We start from the raw sequence: 16,349 nt of genomic DNA, 5'->3' as shown, positions 1-16,349 counted from the left end.
CCGCGGGGCAGATGACGGGAGACCCATGCTGATATCCCAGCTTTCGCTGGGACGACGATTTGGTGGGGGTGGGGACTTCTACCTCTTCCGTTCCGTCCCATTCCCTTCCGCGTCCTACCGCTTCCGCCCCTTGGTCATCGGATCGGGCTTTTTCGGTTTCACCCAGCCCGGCGGTGGAGTCATGAGCTGCTGGCTCGTGCCAAGGCCCATCGCGCCGGGCTGTTGGCGGGTCAGCCCGGCGGTGTCGGCGACGTCACCGCCTCCGCGCAACACGCTGATCTCATCGCGCATCCGGCTCGCGGTTTCGAAGTCCATCGCGGCGGCGGCGGCTTCCATCTGGCGGCGCAAGGTTTCGATATTCATGCCGCCTCAACGCACCAAGCCCGCAAAGAGCCCGCGTCAGGCGGCGACCAGTGCCGCTTCGGTCTCCGCGATCCAGCCACCGCCGAGAACGCGCTCGCCGGCATAGAGCACCGCCGCCTGGCCGGGCGCGACGCCGTATTCGGGTGCATCGAACACCACGCGGTTGCCGACCAGGCGGGCGGGGACGGGCTTGGCCATCGACCGGACCTTGGCGGTCAGGGGTCCGGTGAAGTCGCCACCGAGCCAGTTGATGTCCGTCATCCGCGCCGCCTCGACCGCGAGCGCGCGACGGGGGCCGACGACGACCCGCTTCGTGGCGGGCTCGACTCGCACGACATAGAGCGGCTCGGGACTGCCACCGATCTCCAGCCCGCGGCGCTGTCCCACCGTGAAGTGGATCAGCCCGCGATGCTCGCCGAGCTTCGCCCCGCCGAGATCGACGATATCGCCCGCCGTCTCCGCCGCCTCGGGCCGTAGCTTCTTCACCAGGCCTGCATAATCGCCATCGGGGACGAAGCAGATATCCTGGCTGTCCGGCTTGGCCGCGACGCCGAGCCCGAGTTCCGCCGCGATCTCGCGCACCCGCGCCTTGGGCAGGCCGCCGAGCGGAAAGCGCAGATAGTCGAGCTGGCTCTGCGTGGTCGCGAACAGGAAATAGCTCTGGTCGCGTGCGGGATCGGCGCCGCGGTGAAGCTCGGCGCCGTGCGTGCCCTCGACCCGGCGGACATAATGCCCGGTCGCCAGGCAATCCGCACCGAGATCGCGCGCGAGCTTGAGCAGGTCGGTGAACTTCGGCCCCATGTTGCACTGGACGCAGGGAATCGGTGTGCGGCCGGCGAGATATTCGTCGGCGAACTTGTCGACGACCTGCTCGCGAAAGCTGGTCTCGTGATCGAACACGTAATGCGCGATACCGAGTCGGTCGCACACCGCGCGGGCATCGCGGATGTCGCGACCGGCGCAACATGAGCCCGCACGGCCGACCGCTTCACCATGGTCGTAGAGCTGCAACGTCACGCCGATCGTCTCGGCGCCGGTGGCATGCGCGAGCGCGGCGACGACCGAGCTGTCGACGCCCCCGGACATCGCCACGACGATGCGCTTTCCGGCCGCGCCTGCACCGGCAGGGGGCCCGAGCTGAAAATCGGTCTGATCCATGGCCATCACATAAGCGCGACGGCGTGCGGTTGCAAAAAGATGCAGCGGTTAACGTATATCAGGACGAGTTGACGGAAAAACGCGACCGACGATTGCAAAAAGGCGACAAGTCCACGAACTTTTTTGTCGAGTTTTACGGTCCCTTCACCCCCTCGCGCTAAACCGGGCATCCCAAGAGTAAGCGCGAGTATCCCGTTGGACCTGAGTTTTCCCCGTTTTGATCGCGACGCAGAGGTCACCGTACTTCCGGGTGACCTTGCGGTCCTGATCGTCGGGATCGCCGCCCGTCAGGCAGCGAGCCCGACTGCGGTGGTGCAGGCCAGCTTCGCGCGAACGACGGTCGACCCAAAACTGTTCGCGCCGCTTCACGGTGCGTTCAACGGGCCGATGGCAGCGGCCTTAACCCGGTGGAAGGACGAGTGAAGATGCTGTTTACCGCGGCGTTTCAGCCGATCTTCAAATCCTGCGACTATGTGTCGTGCGTGCGTATCGATAGGGGGCCCCCCGCCCCGATCAGAGGTTTCAAATGATCGAGAACCAGAAAATCCGTCCCGGCAAGGTCATTGGCCCATTGGGCGAGCAACTGACGCTGGATACCCTGCCGCCGCCCAGCACCACGCGGTGGGTTGTGCGTCGCAAGGCCGAAGTGGTCGCGGCGGTGAATGGCGGGTTGCTCAGCGTCGACGATGTCTGCTCCCGTTATGGTCTCACGGTCGAGGAGTTCGCCAGTTGGCAGCGCGCGATCGACCGGTCGGGCATGCCGGGTCTCCGGGTTACGCGGATCCAGCACTATAAGTCGTTGTACGAGCGCCAACAAAAGTATTGAGGGCTAAAACTCAAAACGCGGGCGGAACAAAAAACGCCGCTCGCTCGTCTTTCCGCCATCGCCCGGATACGGGTTCAACGGAGGGAAAATATCATGGGTCTCATTCTTTGGCTGATCATCGGCGGCGTCATCGGCTGGATCGCTAGCATGATCATGCGCACCGACGCGCAGCAGGGCATTTTCCTGAACATCGTCGTCGGCATCGTCGGCGCCTTCATCGGCGGCCTGGTCCTGTCGGGTGGTTCGATCAACAACGCACCGCTGACGCTGACCTCGTTCCTGGTCTCGCTGCTGGGTGCGGTTGTCCTGCTCGCGATCGTGAACCTCGTGCGTCGCGGTAGCGTCCGCTAAGAGTTCGCATCGTCACGCGAAGCAAAAGGGCCGTCCGGGCAACCGGGCGGCCCTTTTTCGTGCGTGAGTTGTTTGCTGGATCTGAGTGGCCCTCTCGATCCTCCCCCGCCAGGGGGAGGTGGCTGGCACTTGCCAGTCGGAGGGGGCGGTAAGGGAAACCTACGTTCCGTTTCCTCCCCCTCCGTCACCTTCGGCGCCACCTCCCCCTTGCGGGGGAGGATCGAAGATGCGGGGGAGGATCGTAGAAGGGTCAGTTCAGCAGAAACCGCACCGACAGTGTCACCGTCACGTCCTTTTCGCCGGGCGCGATCTGCGTGCTGTCCTTGGCCATCGCGCCACGCATCATCGCCATCATCGGTTGCGGCGAGCCACCGGTGTCCTGCCCCGATTCGGCGATCGAGACGATCCGCGCCACCCGGAGCCCGGCCGCCTTTGCGTAGAGATCGGCGCGGCGCTTGGCCTGCGCGATCGCGTCGGCTCGCGCTTCGTCGAGCGCCGCCTCGGGCTTGTCGATCGACAGGTTCGGCCCGTCGATCTGGTTCGCGCCCTGCGCCACCAGCGCATCGAGGATCGTGCCGGACTTGGCGACGTCGCGAAAACGGACCGAGACGGTGTTGGTCGCCTGGTAGCCGGTGATGACCGGCGGCTGGTTGTCGGCATAGCGATATTGCGGCGAGAGCTGCACCGACGAGGTCGCGATATCGCGCGGCGCCACGCCGGCGCGCTTGAGCGCGTCCAGCACCTTCGTCATCCGCTGCGCATTGTCGGTGAGTGCGGCGGCGGCGGTCGGCGACTGCGAGACGACGCCCGCGCGAATCGTCGCGAGATCGGGAACGCGCGTCGTCCGCCCCTCGGCAGACACGTCCAGCACGGTGCCGGCGGCGGGCACCATCGGCTCGACCGTGGTCGGCGCCGTCTGGGCGATTGCGCCGGCGGCAGGCAGGATCGCGGCGACGCCAGCCAGGGCGGTCAGGAACGATGCGGTCTTCATGATGGTCTCTCCCGTGGAACTCGGTCTGCGTGTCGCCCGGAACGGTTCAACGCAAGCTGAACGTCTTTCCAATCTGCCAAAGCGCATTGCGGATAGATCGAAATCGAAGCATGTCTGTGATCGGCGCTCGTCGAAAGACTTGAGCAAGGTGACTTATTCAGATAACACAGCGTATGAGCGATGGTGCGGGTCGAGGCAAGACCGGTCGAAAGTGGGATTGTGGCGCGCATGAATTACGAGACGAAGATGGTCGGTAACGAGAGCGAAGAGCATCTGGCGTTGCCGGATTATAGCGCTCCCTCGCACCGCCGTCGCAACATCATCATCGCTGTTCTCGTAGTGCTGGCGATCGTCGCCGGGGTCTATGCCTTCAAGTCCGGCAAGAAGGACGCCGCGGCCGCAGCGCCCGGATCGCAGCTGCCGACCGTGTCGGTGGTGGTGCCGGGGCGCCAGTCGGTCGATCGGACGATCTCGGCGACGGGTACGCTGGCGGCGCGCCGCGAGATGCCGGTCGGCGTCGCGGGCGAGGGCGGGATGATCACGCGCGTGCTGGTCGAACCCGGCACCTGGGTTGCCGCAGGGCAGGTGCTGGCGACGGTCGATCGCTCGGTCCAGACCGAGACCGCGGCGTCGCTCGCCGCCTCGGTCAGCGTCGCGCGCTCGGACGAGACGATCGCGCAGGCCGAACTCGATCGCGCCAAGCAACTCGTCGATCGCGGCTTCATCTCGAAGGCCGATCTGCAGCGCAAGGCGGCGACGCGCGATGCTGCGGCGGCGCGCGTGAAGGTGGCGCAGGCGACGCTCGGCGAGGCGCGTGCACGCAACGGCCGGCTCGATATCCGCGCGCCTGCCGCTGGACTCGTGCTGACTCGCGGCGTCGAGGCTGGCCAGATCGTCGGGCCATCGGCCGGCGTCCTGTTCCGCATGGCGATGGGCGGCCAGATGGAGATGCGCGCGCAGTTGAGCGAAGCCGATTTGGCCGGGCTGCATGTCGGCGCGCGCGCGACGGTCGTGCCGGTCGGCACCACGCAGGGCTATCCCGGCGAAGTGTGGCAGGTCTCGCCGGTGATCGATCCGCAGACCCGCCAGGGGATCGCGCGGATCGCGGTCAAATATGATCCGGGCCTGCGCCCCGGCGGATTCGCCGCCGCGACCATCGTCGGCGGCGTGACGCAGGCGCCGCTGCTCCCCGATTCCGCGCTGCAGAGCGACGAGAAGGGCAATTACGTTTATATCGTCGGACCGGACAACAAGGTCGCCCGGCGCAACGTCAAGATCGGGCAGGTCTCCGATGCCGGCGTGACGATCGTCGGCGGGCTCGACGGCTCGGAGCGCGTCGTCCAGTCCGCGGGCGGTTTCCTCGCCCCCGGGCAGGCGGTCAAGCCGATCACCAAGAAGGCGAGCTGAGAGCCATGAACTTCCGCAACATCTCGGCTTGGTCGATCCGCAATCCGGTTCCGCCGATCGTGCTCTTCCTGGCCCTGATGCTTGCGGGCGTCGTCAGCTTCATGCGGATGGACGTCAACCGCGATCCCGACATCGATTTCCCGATCGCGGTCGTCGTCGTCAACCAACCGGGCGCCGCGCCGACCGAGATGGAGACGCAGGTCACGCAACGCGTCGAGGCGGCCGTGCGCTCGCTTCAGGGCATCGACGAAATCAACTCGACCGTTACCGAAGGCAATTCGGAAACGGTGATCCAGCTCACCATCGGCACGCCGATCGACCGCGCGGTCAACGACGTGCGCGACGCGATCGCGCAGATCCGCAGCGACCTGCCCGAGGGAATCCTCGAGCCGCAGGTGTACCGTGCGAACACCAGCGGCAACGACGTCGCGAGCTTCGCGGCGATCACCAGCGACATGACCGTCGAACAGCTCTCCTGGTACATCGACGACACCGTCACCAAGGATCTGCTGTCGATTCCCGGCATGGCGACGATCAGCCGCAACGGCGGCGTGAGCCGTGAGATTCGCGTCATCCTCGATCCGCTCAAGCTCCAGAGCCAGGGGCTGACCGCCAGTCAGGTCAATTTGCAGTTGCGCCAGGTGAACCTGAATGCTGCGGGTGGTCGTGCCGAGATCGCGGGCTCCGAGCAGTCGATCCGCGTGCTTGGCAATGCGCGCGACGCGGCCGATCTCGGCCAGACCCAGATCAACGTCGGCAATGGCCGTACCGTGCGCCTGGCCGACATCGCGCAGGTCCGCGATCTCTATGCCGAGCAGCGCAGCCGCGCGACCGTCGATGGACGCCAGGCGATCACCTTCGATTTCCAGCGGGCCAAGGGCGCGTCCGACGTCACCGTCTATCACGCCGCGGTCGAGAAGCTGCGCGCGCTCGAAAAGCGCAATCCTTCGGTCAAGTTCGTCCAGCGCTACACCAGCACCGACTATACCGAAGCGCAGTATGAGAGCGCGATCCATGCCATGATCGAGGGCGCGATCCTTGCCGTCATCGTCGTCTTCATCTTCCTGCGCGACTGGCGCGCGACCGCGATCTCCGCGCTGGCGATCCCGCTGTCGGCGATCCCCGCCTTCTGGTTCATGGACCTGCTCGGCTTCGACCTGAACGGCATGACGCTGCTCGCGCTCAGCCTGGTCGCGGGCGTGCTGGTCGATGACGCGATCGTCGAGATCGAGAACATCGTCCGGCACATGCGGATGGGCAAATCCGCCTATCAGGCCTCGATCGACGCCGCCGACGAGATCGGTCTCGCGGTGCTGGCGACGACGATGGCGATCGTCGCAGTGTTCCTGCCGGTCGCGCTGATGCCGGGTATCGCCGGGCAGTTCTTCAAGAATTTCGGCCTGACCGTGGTCGCAGCCGTGCTGATGAGCCTCGCGGTCGCGCGGCTCGTGACGCCGATGATCGCCGCGTATTTCCTGAAATCGTTCGGCCATGCCAGCCACGGCGAGGGCCGGATCATGGACTGGTATGTCCGCACGCTCCACTGGACGCTTAACAGCGACAAGGCGGCGGCGTGGCGCGCCCGCGGTGGCATGCGGAAAATGTTCAACCGCGTGATGGATCACCGGATGTGGGCGATCGGTGCGGGCGTGCTCGCCTTCGCGCTGACGCTGTTCATGTTCACCGTCATCCCGTCGCAGTTCCAGCCGACCCGTGACGAGGATGATTCGTCCGCACAGATCGAGATGGTGCCGGGCACCACGCTCGCGCAGACCGATGCGGTGGTCGCGCGCGTCAGCGAGATTCTCCGCCGACAGCCCGAGGTAACGACGGTCTATGCGCGGACCAGGGTCGGTAGCGGTTCGGTGACCGCCAATCTTCGCCCCGATCGCAAGGAGACCTCGGTCGAGTTCGAACGCCGGATGGCGCCGCAGCTCACCGCGATCCCCGATGCGCGCGTGTCGTTCCGCTCGCAGTCGGGCTGGGGCAGCAGCGGTCGCGACGTGACCGTGGTGCTCGGCGGCAGCGATCCCGCCAAGCTGCAACAGGCAGCGGACAAGATCGTCGCCGAGATGGGTTCGCTGAAATCGCTGACCGCACCGCGCGTGTCGGGCGGCATGCAGCGCCCGGAAATCGTCATCCGCCCGCGCTTCGATCTCGCCGCCAATCTCGGCGTGACCACGCAGGCGCTGTCGTCGGCGATCCGGATCGCGACGCTCGGCGATATCGACCAGAATTCGGCGCGCTTCTCGCTCTCCGATCGCCAGATCCCGATCCGCGTCGCGCTCGATCAGTCGGCGCGGACCAGCCTGTCGACGATCCAGAACCTGCCCGTGTCGACCGCATCGGGTGGCTCGGTGCCGCTCAACCTGGTCGCGGATATCGGCCTCGGCTCGGGTCCGACCAAGATCGACCGCGTCAACCAGCAGCGCCAGATAACGCTCGGCGCCGATCTCGCGCCCGGCGTGGTGATCTCGGACGCGATGAAGCAGGTTCACGCGCTGTCGTCGATGAAGAACCTGCCAGTCGGCGTCAGCGAACTCACGCTCGGCCAGAGCAAGTGGCAGGCGGAGATGATCACCAACTTCATCACCGCGGTGATCGCGGGCACCTTCCTCGTGTTCGCGGTGCTGGTGCTGCTGTATCGCCGCGTGTTGCCGCCGTTCGTCAACATGGGGTCGTTGCTGCTCGCGCCGCTCGGCGGGTTGCTGGCGCTGTGGGCGACCGGCCAGCCGCTGTCGCTGCCGGTGTATATCGGCCTGCTGATGCTGCTCGGGATCGTCGCCAAGAACTCGATCCTGCTGATCGACTTCGCGCTCGACGAGATGAGCAAGGGCGTCGACGCCTTCACCGCGATCATCGATGCCGGGCACAAGCGCGCGCAGCCGATCGTGATGACCACGGTCGCGATGGTCGCGGGCATGGTGCCGACCGCGCTGTCGCTCAGCGGCGATTCGTCGTCGCGCGCGCCGATGGGGACGGTCGTGATCGGCGGCCTCGCGCTGTCGACGATGCTGACGCTGCTGATCATCCCCGCGGCGTTCAGCCTTGCGGTCGGGATCGAGCGCTATGTCGGGCCGCGGCTTGGTCGCCGCCTGCTCACCTATCGTCCGGGCGACAATGGCGACGAGGTGATCGGGATCGCCGGGCCCAATCCGGGGCCGCTGCTCGGACCCGCGACCGGCAAGCTCGGCCACGGCCGCGATCACGGTGACGGCACGCAACCCGCCGAGTGAGTCATCCCCGGCACGCCCCTCTGCACCCGGGCACCCGAACCGCCGCAGCGGCGTGAACATTCGGGGCGCCCGGGGATTGTTACGGGCATGACGCTTTTACCCCGTATGCGCCCGGCCGGCGAAGCCCCCCCGCCGGCGCTCGTCCGCATGCGGATCGTCGCCACCGGTCTGCTCGTGTTCATGGCCGCGACGTTTTTCGTCAGCCGTGCGCTCGTCCCCGTCCACCCGGCGTTCGGGTTCGTCCGCGCGTTTGCCGAGGCGGCGATGGTCGGCGGTCTGGCGGACTGGTTCGCGGTCACCGCGTTGTTCCGGCACCCGCTCGGCCTGCCGATCCCCCACACCGCGATCGTACCGCGCAACAAGGACCGGATCGGCGACACGCTCGCGCAGTTTCTCCGGGCGAATTTCCTGATCCCCGTCGTCATCGCGCGCCGCACCCGCCGGCTCGACGTGGCGGGGGCGATCGCGCGCTGGCTGACCGATCCGCCCGAGGGGGCAGGGGGGCGTTTTCGGCAGGGCGCGTCGAAGCTGGTCGCGCAGGTCTTGGAAGGGCTCGACCCGGCGCGGCTCGGCGGGATGGTCAAGGCCGGAATCGGCGCACGCCTGCGCGCCACCGAAGTCTCGCCGATCCTTGGCCAGCTGCTGAAGGCCGCGATCGCCGAGCGCCGCCACGCGCCGCTGCTCGAAAGCGCGATCCGCTGGGCCGCCAAGACGCTCGCGGCAAACGACCACCTCGTCCGCGCGATGGTCCACGACAAGGCTGGCTCGATCCTACGCTGGACCGGGCTCGACACCACCGTCGCGGACAAGCTGATCAGCGGCTTCGACAAGCTGCTCGCCGAGATGGCCGAGGACCCCGAGCATCCGTTGCGCCTGAAGGCGGAGGAGGGACTCGATCGCCTAGCCTGGGATCTCCAATACGACCGCCGGATGCGCGAGCGCGTCGAGACGATGAAGAACGACCTGCTCGACAACCCGGCGATGCAGCGCTGGCTCGACGGCCTGTGGGAGCAGGCACGCGGGGCACTCCTCGCGATCGCCCGCGACCCCGAGCGCGCGATGGCCGGCAAGCTCGGCGACATCCTCCGCCAACTCGGCGAAACGCTGCAGCACGACCCCCGCATGTCGCGCACGATCAACCGCTTCGTGCGTCGCGCAGCAGTCGGCGCGGCGGCGGACTATGGCGACGGCATCGTCAAGCTGGTGTCCGAAACGGTGCGCAGCTGGGATGCCGACACGATCACCAGCCGCCTCGAGAACGCGGTCGGCCGCGACCTGCAGTATATCCGGGTGAACGGCACGATCGTCGGCGGGCTGGTCGGGCTGGTGATCCACAGCGTCGATGTTTTGCTGTGACGGGGGCGGCGTAGGATTGTTTGGATTGCACGCGGAACGGCAGTTCTACAGGTATGGTCGGGTCGTCTGTACCTGTCTGGGTTAAGTAAGACCTGGAGGGGGTGGCGCTGAAAACAGATCGAGAGGGGACGGCGCTTGCCGACATCGAATGTCTGGGTTGGAAGAAAAGCAGTCGTTCCCGATCTGTCAGTAGACGATCGAAGTCCCCCGCTTCAGCGGCTTAGGCGGCGTCGGCGGACGCAGGCCGGCGGCACGATAGTCGGCAGGTACCGGCTTGAGATTGAGGGCAGCTTGGTAGCAGCCTTCCAGCGGCCGATCGGTGAGCCCTGCCGCCTCCCAGAATTTCTGCCCGGCTGCGGTCGACAGAGATTTCCGGACGTCCGCGATCTCAGCAGTCGACAGCCGGCGCGCGATCCCATCCATCGCACATGCCGCAACCGCAGTGTCCAACTGGCTCGGGTCCGCGGGCACACGGCGGGCGATTATCGGCTTTAATCGGTCGTATGCACCCAGATAGGTCTTGGTCACCGACAGCCTCGGACTCGGCTGCATGCCGATCGTGTAGAGCGCCTGCCTCGTTGCTTCCGCCACGGCGCTGTCGATCGCCTGCTGCTTCGTAAATTCTGCCGGTGGATGATCCGCCCACAACTGGATGGCTGCCGCAAGGCTGTCGGCTGGCGGTGATGGCACGGGTGGGGCCGACGAAGCTTGCAAAAGAAAGGCGAGCAGCTGAAGCATTCGCCGTTCGTGCCATACCCGAGGCGATGTCCGCAACTGGGCGATTGCGGAACGGCCGGGATGGGGAGGAAAGCGGACTGGCCGCTTTGGAGCAGCGGCTAGAGGTAAGCGGACATTTGTTGTCGTATCGCAGGACGGTCCCGATCGTTGCGCCGGCCACATTGTGGGAATGAGCGCCGTGGCCCGTCTGGGAGAAACATGATGTCGACTTTGTTAGCTCAGCAGGAAATGCGCCGGTTCCTCGGCAACGAGGACGCTGAGGTGTTGAGCATTAGTGGGCGTTGGGGCGTCGGCAAAACTTATGGTTGGCGTGCGGCGCTCACAGCGGCCCGCGCGGCCGGGAAGCTGCCGCGGGACCGCTACGCCTATGTGTCGGCCTTCGGAGTGCGAAGTATCGATGCGCTCAAGGCTGCGATCTTCCAGTCAACTGTACGGCTCGATGCGCCAACGTTGGAGCCGACGCTACAATCGTTCCAAGAGCTCTTGTCATCGAGCGCAGGCATCAAGACAATTGCCGAGCAGGGCGGCCGCAAAGGCGTAAACGTTTTAAAGACAATCGTTTCTGCGCTTCCTTGGATCGACAAGGCATCCGACCTTATCGTTCCCGGCGCGTCGCTTCTAATCAAGAATCAGATCATATGCATCGACGACATCGAGCGTGCCGGTGAAGGTCTAGCGGTTTCGGATATCTTGGGCTTCGTCTCGTCGCTGCGCGAGGAGAAGAACTGCAAAGTTTTGCTTCTTCTTAATGAGGAGGGCCTGGGCGATGAACGGGAAACGTTCAGGACCCATCTCGAAAAGGTCGTCGATCAGGCAGTACGCTACAGCCCGACACCCGCCGAGTCCGCCGCGGCAGCGCTTGACGACGCGCTTCCGACCGAACGGCTTCTCGCCCAGTCGACCATCAAATTGGGCATTACGAATATTCGGGTGATCGGTCGAATTAAACGCTTTCTGTCATTCGTCGAGCCGATCGTAACACCGCTCCATCCCAACGTGCTGGGCGATACGATCTCAGCGATGGCGTTACTTGGATGGGCCGTTTTCGAGCCGAAGCTCGCGCCCAATATCGAGCATATCAAAAAGCATAGTGGTTATGCGGCGTACCTGCTCAAAGAAGATCCTTCTGAGGACGAGGTGCGCTGGAACACCGTCCTCGATGCCTATGGCTTCACGCACTTCGACGCATATGACGAGATCCTGCTTGCGGGACTTCAGTCGGGCGGGTTCGACGACGAGCGTTTGAAGAATGAGGCCACGAGGTTGGCCCACGATCAGGATCGCGCCGAGATACGCCGAGTGATCACCGAGCCATGGAAAATACTTGGTAGAGGCTTTGCCAATGACGAGGCCGAGTTCAAGAAAGCATTGATTGACTCGCTCGAGGTGCATGCGAAGGACATGAGTTTGCACGACGCTGACAACGTTATTAGTACATTGCGTGAGCTTGACGATGACGCTGAAGCTGATCGCCTCATCGAGCATTATATTATTCAAAATGCAGGACAAGCACGGCAGTTCTTCAATCTAGAAGAGCATCACCTGCGCCAAGTCCCTGACCAGAAGCTGGCAACGGCGTTAGAAACCAAACGCGACGCGATGAAGCTTGAGCGCGATCCAAAGGATCTGTTGCTGAAGATCGATCGCGATGCCAGCTGGAACCCTGAAGATATCGAGTTTCTCGCATCCTTGTCCGAGCAGGACTACGTGAACCTGCTGCGCGGGCTGCAAGGGCCTGAATTTCCTCATGTCCTGAAAGCAGCGCTACGCATCGGTCGAATTGTCGATGCCGAACCTGTCTATCGGACGGTCGGAGAGAAGACGATTGCCGCCCTGAAAACAATTGGCGCGGAGAGCCGGCTGAAGGCCATGCGCGTTAAACCCTACATTCCGCGTGCGCCAGCCAAACCCGAAGGCAGCGACGCCGGGACGCCCGCGGAAGTAGTGGCCTAAAATCAAATCGTGGGGGCCGCTAGATCAAACCGGTTTCGGCTGCGAGCATCTCGAACGGGGGCTAAATCAAGCCACCAAGCCAAGAGTTGCAAGTCGGGTATTGGCCAGACCATGCCAAAGTGGAAAGCTAAACGAACGGCAGAAGTTGGGCAGCAGTGGAGGGGCTTTGGATGGCGATGTTTGGGCGATAGTTACTAAGTAGGTTTTGGCAGCGGTCACCGATCGCGCAACGGAACTACCGTTCCCAATCGGGCATCGGCCAGCCCTTAGCCTTTGCCAGCAACCGCAAAGGCCCATGTGCATTCACCGCGAAGGGTTCGTCGGCCCACTCGAAGGTCGGGGCATCCGAAACATGGTCGGAATAGAAGCGGATGTGCGCGTGGTCTCGGGCGATGCCTTCGCGGTCCATCCAGGCCTGGATCATGCGCAGTTTTGCCGGGCCGTAGCAATTCTCGCCTTCGATGCCGGCGAGCAGCACGCCGTCGCGATCGCGCAGGCTCTCGGTGCCGATCACCGCGTCGAAGCCCAGTCGCCGCGCGATCGCCTCGACGTAGAATCGGTACGACGCGGTCGCCATCACCAGCCGGTATCCGGCGGCGCGGTCTGCCTCGATCTGCGCGCGGGCGCTCGCGAACACGCCGTCGCGCATCACGCGGTCGGCGAAGGCTTCGGCCGCGCGGCGTTCTTCGGCGGGCGTCATGCGCTTGCCGAGCATCATCCGCTGCATCAGGTATTTGAGCCGGCCGCGGCTGATCAGCTTGCCGACATAGCCGAGCGCGGCGACTCCGGCGAACGGGACGAGCGCCAGCCGCCACGGCGCGCCGCCTTTCTTCGCGGTGTGGAGCAGGAACGGCGTCCAGGTCGGCGCGTGCGTGATCGTCTTGTCCATGTCGTAGATCGCGAGGCGGACGGACGGGGCGGCGGAAGGCAATTCGGTCATCGTCGCGACTTACGCCGCATTCATCTTGCCGATCCAGTCACTTTGCCGCAAAGGTGCCCCCGATGAGCGCGATGGCCGATTTTCAGCAGGACGGTGCCGATACCGGCACGCTTCGCTTTACCGGCGATCTGTCGCTCGCAAAGATCGGCAATCTGCCCGATCGGCTCGAGGCGATCGACGCGGCTTCGGTGAAGCATGTCGACCTGAGCGGGGTCGACCGGATCGACACGATCGGCGCCTGGGTCGTCCACCGCTTCGCGGCGCGCAACGATGCGACGATCGACGGGCTCGATGCCAACGACCAGGCGCTGTTCGACCAGGTCGTCGCTTCCGATCAGCCGCTCGCCGCCAGGCCCGCCAAGGTCAACGCGGCCAGCCGCGTGCTCGGCGAGATCGGCGATGCAATCGTCCTGTCGGGCAAGACCATGCTCGGCCTGCTCGGGTTTCTCGGCGCGACCACGATCGCGTTCGGCAGCGTCATCCGCCATCCGCGCCGCTTCCGCTTCAACGCGGTGGTCCAGCGGTTCGAGGTGGTCGGCGTCGCCGCGCTCGGCATCGTCGGGCTGATGAGCTTCCTGATCGGCATGGTCATCGCGCAGCAGGGTGCGGTCCAGCTCCGCCAGTTCGGTGCCGAGGTGTTCACGATCAACCTCGTCGGCCGCTTGACGATCCGCGAACTCGGCCTGTTGATGACCGCGATCATGGTCGCCGGCCGCTCCGGCTCCGCGTTTGCCGCACAGCTCGGCACGATGAAGCTGACCGAAGAGATCGATGCGATGCGGACGATCGGCGTGTCGCCGATGGAGGCGCTGGTGCTGCCCCGCGTGCTCGCCGCGATCGTGATGATGCCGCTGCTCGGCTTCTACGCCTCGGTGATCGCGATCATCGGCGGCGGGCTGCTCTGCTGGGTCCAGCTCGGCATTCCGCCGGTCACCTTCATCGCGCGTATCCGTGAAGTCGTGCCGATCACCGATCTCTATATCTCGCTGATCAAGGCGCCCGTCTTCGGCGCGATCATCGCGATCGCCGGCTGTTTCCAGGGGATGCAGGTCGAATCGGACGCCGAGCAGGTCGGCCTGCGCACCACGTCGGCGGTCGTCCAGGGCATCTTCCTGGTGATCGTGCTTGACGCATTCTTCGCGGTGTTCTTCACGTGGTTGGGTTGGGACTGATGCCCCGCAAGCAAGACGATATCATCATCTCTGTGAAGGGGCTGAAGAACGCGTTCGGCGATTCCGTGGTGCATGAGGGGCTCGACCTTGACGTGCGGCGCGGCGAGATCCTTGGCGTCGTCGGCGGCTCGGGGACGGGCAAGTCGGTGCTGATGCGCTCGATCATCGGCCTTCAGACTCCGGTCGCGGGCGAGGTCACTGTCTTTGGCGAGCCGAACATCGGTCGCGAAGAGACCGAGGCGACCGAAATCCGCAAGCGTTGGGGCGTGCTGTTCCAGGGCGGCGCGCTGTTCTCGACGCTGACGGTGGCCGAGAACGTCGAAGTGCCGTTGCGCGAATTCTATCCGGACCTGTCGCCGGCGCTGCTCGCGGAAATCGCGTCGTACAAGGTGGTGATGACGGGTTTGCCTGCCGACGCCGCGAACAAGTTTCCCGCCGAGCTTTCGGGCGGCATGAAGAAGCGTGCGGGCCTCGCCCGTGCGCTCGCGCTCGATCCCGAACTGCTGTTCCTCGACGAGCCGACCGCGGGGCTCGATCCGATCGGGGCGGCGGCGTTCGACGGGCTGACCCAGTCGTTGCAGAAGACGCTGGGGCTGACCGTGTTCCTGATCACGCACGATCTCGATACGCTGTATGCGATCTGCGACCGGGTCGCGGTGCTTGCCGACAAGAAGGTCATCGCGGTCGGCACGATCGACGAGCTCATCGCGCTCGATCACCCGTGGATCGAAGAATATTTCAAGGGGCCCCGCGGCCGTGCCGCGGTCGCGACGCAGGAGGCGCACGAGCGCGCCGACGAGCAAGCAGCCCAACACCCTACCGAAGTCCAGTCCAAGCAGTCCGCGCCGGACGACGCCGACGCGACATACGCCGAGAAAGAAGCAAGGACGCGCTGATGGAAACCCGTTCGAACCACGTCCTAGTCGGCGCCGTCGTGCTGATCCTGCTGGCGCTGCTGGCACTGTTCACCGTGTGGATCGCGCGGCTGGGCGGCAAGGAAGAGAAGGAATACGACATCTTCTTCCGCCAGTCCGTCGACGGGCTTGCGCGCGGCTCTGCCGTCGTGTTCTCGGGCGTGCCGTCTGGACAGGTGAAGACGATCTCGCTGTGGAAGAACGATCCGCAGTTCGTCCGCGTCCGGATCAGCGTCAACGACGAGACGCCGGTGCTGCAGGGCACGACCGCGTCGATCTCGGGCGTCGGCTTCACCGGCGTCAGTCAGGTCTCGCTAGATGGCGCGCGGAAAGGTGCACCGCCGGTCGCGTGCCCCGACGTCAATGGCCAGCCTTGCCCGTACGGCGTGCCGGTCATCCCGACCAAGCAGGGCGGACTCGGCGCGATCCTGAACTCGGCACCGCAGTTGCTAGAGCGCCTGTCGACGCTGACCGAGCGGCTGACCGGGTTGCTGACCGACCGTAACCAGGCGTCGATCGCGGGCATTCTCGAGAACACCAACCGTCTGACCGATGCGCTCGCCGATCGTGGCCCCGAGATCGCCGCGACGCTCGCGCAGACCCGCGTCGCGATCCAGCAGGCGGGCGATGCCGCGCAGCAGTTTGGCGTGCTCGCCAAGACGACCAACGGCGTCCTGTCCGAGGACGTGAAGCCGGCGATGGCGAACCTGAACAAGGCGATCACGTCTGCGCAGCAGAGCGCCGAGACGCTCAACGCCGCGATCGGCGATGCGCGGCCGGGCTTGCAGGCGTTCTCGAAGACGACGATTCCCGAGGCCAACCGTCTGGTCCACGACCTTCGGACGACTGCCGCGGCATTGTCGTCGGTCGCCGAGAAGGTCGACCAGCAGGGTGCGAGTTCGCTGATCGGGCAGCAGAAGCTCCCGGATTACAAGGGTAAGTGA

15 protein-coding genes are annotated in these 16,349 nt (G+C 65.1%); 10 read left to right on the top strand and 5 right to left on the bottom strand.

What is annotated here, in order from left to right; genetic code table 11:
- Positions 1-114 precede the first annotated feature (114 nt).
- Together U1763_RS08610 and mnmA are read right to left on the bottom strand one after the other, a co-directional pair.
- Positions 115-363, bottom strand: coding sequence for a UvrB/UvrC motif-containing protein (locus tag U1763_RS08610; protein ID WP_332754866.1), 249 nt, complete (start codon positions 361-363; stop codon positions 115-117).
- A gap of 36 nt (positions 364-399) precedes the next feature.
- A complete protein-coding gene (gene mnmA, locus U1763_RS08605) occupies positions 400-1,521 on the bottom strand; it encodes a tRNA 2-thiouridine(34) synthase MnmA (protein ID WP_332754865.1) in 1,122 nt (373 codons plus the stop codon).
- 195 nt (positions 1,522-1,716) lie between these two features.
- Here mnmA and U1763_RS08600 point away from each other — a divergent pair, with 195 nt between their 5' ends.
- From U1763_RS08600 to U1763_RS08590, 3 genes are all read left to right on the top strand, one after another.
- Entirely contained in the window at positions 1,717-1,944 is a 228-nt protein-coding gene (locus tag U1763_RS08600; RefSeq protein ID WP_132736423.1) for a hypothetical protein, read from the top strand.
- Between the two features lie 103 nt (positions 1,945-2,047).
- Complete coding sequence (gene sciP, locus U1763_RS08595; protein ID WP_332754864.1) at positions 2,048-2,347, top strand: CtrA inhibitor SciP; 300 nt, start codon at positions 2,048-2,050, stop codon at positions 2,345-2,347.
- Between the two features lie 93 nt (positions 2,348-2,440).
- Complete coding sequence (locus U1763_RS08590; RefSeq protein WP_055881539.1) at positions 2,441-2,698, top strand: GlsB/YeaQ/YmgE family stress response membrane protein; 258 nt, start codon at positions 2,441-2,443, stop codon at positions 2,696-2,698.
- A gap of 250 nt (positions 2,699-2,948) precedes the next feature.
- Here the strand turns inward: U1763_RS08590 and U1763_RS08585 are convergent, their stop codons facing one another.
- Positions 2,949-3,689, bottom strand: coding sequence for an SIMPL domain-containing protein (locus tag U1763_RS08585; RefSeq protein ID WP_332754863.1), 741 nt, complete (start codon positions 3,687-3,689; stop codon positions 2,949-2,951).
- A 228-nt stretch (positions 3,690-3,917) separates the two neighbouring features.
- Here U1763_RS08585 and U1763_RS08580 point away from each other — a divergent pair, with 228 nt between their 5' ends.
- The 3 genes from U1763_RS08580 to U1763_RS08570 all read left to right on the top strand — a co-directional run bounded on the left by U1763_RS08580 (position 3,918) and on the right by U1763_RS08570 (position 9,688).
- Complete coding sequence (locus U1763_RS08580; protein ID WP_132895590.1) at positions 3,918-5,096, top strand: efflux RND transporter periplasmic adaptor subunit; 1,179 nt, start codon at positions 3,918-3,920, stop codon at positions 5,094-5,096.
- 5 nt (positions 5,097-5,101) lie between these two features.
- Positions 5,102-8,332 (top strand): efflux RND transporter permease subunit, encoded by a 3,231-nt coding sequence (locus tag U1763_RS08575; RefSeq protein ID WP_332754862.1) that lies wholly within the window; start codon positions 5,102-5,104, stop codon positions 8,330-8,332.
- Between the two features lie 87 nt (positions 8,333-8,419).
- Positions 8,420-9,688: a DUF445 domain-containing protein gene (locus U1763_RS08570; RefSeq protein ID WP_132736413.1), complete on the top strand. Its 1,269-nt coding sequence runs from the start codon at positions 8,420-8,422 to the stop codon at positions 9,686-9,688.
- A 186-nt stretch (positions 9,689-9,874) separates the two neighbouring features.
- On the opposite strand, the gene U1763_RS08565 is transcribed toward U1763_RS08570, so the two are convergent.
- Positions 9,875-10,426: a hypothetical protein gene (locus U1763_RS08565; RefSeq protein WP_332754861.1), complete on the bottom strand. Its 552-nt coding sequence runs from the start codon at positions 10,424-10,426 to the stop codon at positions 9,875-9,877.
- Between the two features lie 201 nt (positions 10,427-10,627).
- Between U1763_RS08565 and U1763_RS08560 the strand changes: the two genes are divergently transcribed.
- A complete protein-coding gene (locus U1763_RS08560; RefSeq protein ID WP_332754860.1) occupies positions 10,628-12,379 on the top strand; it encodes a hypothetical protein in 1,752 nt (583 codons plus the stop codon).
- A 235-nt stretch (positions 12,380-12,614) separates the two neighbouring features.
- Here the strand turns inward: U1763_RS08560 and U1763_RS08555 are convergent, their stop codons facing one another.
- Complete coding sequence (locus U1763_RS08555; RefSeq protein WP_332754859.1) at positions 12,615-13,319, bottom strand: HAD family hydrolase; 705 nt, start codon at positions 13,317-13,319, stop codon at positions 12,615-12,617.
- A 62-nt stretch (positions 13,320-13,381) separates the two neighbouring features.
- Between U1763_RS08555 and U1763_RS08550 the strand changes: the two genes are divergently transcribed.
- The 3 genes from U1763_RS08550 to U1763_RS08540 are packed head-to-tail and all read left to right on the top strand — an operon-like array spanning position 13,382 to position 16,349.
- On the top strand, positions 13,382-14,491 hold the full coding sequence (locus tag U1763_RS08550; RefSeq protein ID WP_132736411.1) for an ABC transporter permease: 1,110 nt from the start codon (positions 13,382-13,384) through the stop codon (positions 14,489-14,491).
- Positions 14,491-15,387, top strand: a complete 897-nt coding sequence (locus U1763_RS08545; RefSeq protein ID WP_332754858.1) for an ABC transporter ATP-binding protein — start codon at positions 14,491-14,493, stop codon at positions 15,385-15,387. Before U1763_RS08550 ends, U1763_RS08545 begins: the two co-directional genes overlap by 1 nt.
- Positions 15,387-16,349 (top strand): MlaD family protein, encoded by a 963-nt coding sequence (locus U1763_RS08540; protein WP_132736407.1) that lies wholly within the window; start codon positions 15,387-15,389, stop codon positions 16,347-16,349. Before U1763_RS08545 ends, U1763_RS08540 begins: the two co-directional genes overlap by 1 nt.

Origin of the sequence: Sphingomonas sorbitolis (assembly GCF_036663875.1) — a bacterium.
In the GTDB taxonomy this organism is placed as follows: domain Bacteria; phylum Pseudomonadota; class Alphaproteobacteria; order Sphingomonadales; family Sphingomonadaceae; genus Sphingomonas.
The sequence above is the reverse complement of the archived record's forward strand: the minus strand, read 5'-3'. Positions and strand labels throughout refer to the sequence as shown.